Source organism: Actinomadura sp. SCN-SB (assembly GCF_043906805.1).
Lineage (GTDB): Bacteria > Actinomycetota > Actinomycetes > Streptosporangiales > Streptosporangiaceae > Spirillospora.
Genome location: NZ_JBIMPP010000178.1, coordinates 1 through 754 on the forward strand (window position 1 = coordinate 1; position 754 = coordinate 754).

Here is a 754-nt window from a genome sequence, read left to right on the forward strand (position 1 = left end):
GCGCGGCGCCCGCCCACAGCTCCCCGCAACGCTGTGGACGGCCCGCACCCGCCCCCACCCCACGGGGCCGGGGCACCCGCACCCACGCCCGCCCGATCACTCGTCCTTGCGCAGCAACACCACACGCGGACACCTCAGCACGTCAACGAGCTTCACCATCATCGCGGGCGTGACATTGCGCGTACCGCGTTCGATCTCGCTGATCAGACTGAACGCCACACCGCACGCTTCGGCGACCTGAGCCTGAGTCAACCCCGCCTGTTCACGCGCCCACCGCACAGCCTCAGGATCATGACGCAGCGGCCCCCGTGGCCTTCGCCTCGACGCCGGACCCGCCATGCTCAGACTCCCTCCTGATCTTTGCTCATCCGGCTTCCACGGGCACGGACCGGCCGCCGCCCCCAAACAGCGAGGTAGCCCGACCATCCCCGGTGCGCTTCGTAGTAGGCCCAGGAGTCTCCCGCAGCGGCCCGCACATTTGACCACGATCCCGACCCCGCCCGACTCGCCCGCGCCGTAGATCCACAGCAGCGGCACCGAAACTCGCAAGTCCTCCAGCCGGTACGGCGTGAAACACCGCCAGCCCCGCTGCTCCACCGTCAGGGCCAGCAGATCCAGGTACCGCACTGCCGTGGCGCGCCCCAAGCGGGTACACCACCCCAAGATCGACCAAGCCGCCTAAAGAGCGCACTTCGCCCATACGATCTTCCCGCCTTCCATCGTCGCTCGTGTACCCCACTGGTGAACGAGCTGC

At 68.7% G+C, this 754-nt stretch carries 1 protein-coding gene; it reads right to left on the reverse strand.

Annotated elements, in window-relative coordinates:
* Positions 1 to 96 precede the first annotated feature (96 nt).
* Positions 97 to 279 (reverse strand): helix-turn-helix domain-containing protein, encoded by a 183-nt coding sequence (locus ACGWYJ_RS38940; protein WP_395111725.1) that lies wholly within the window; start codon positions 277 to 279, stop codon positions 97 to 99.
* Positions 280 to 754 lie beyond the last annotated feature (475 nt).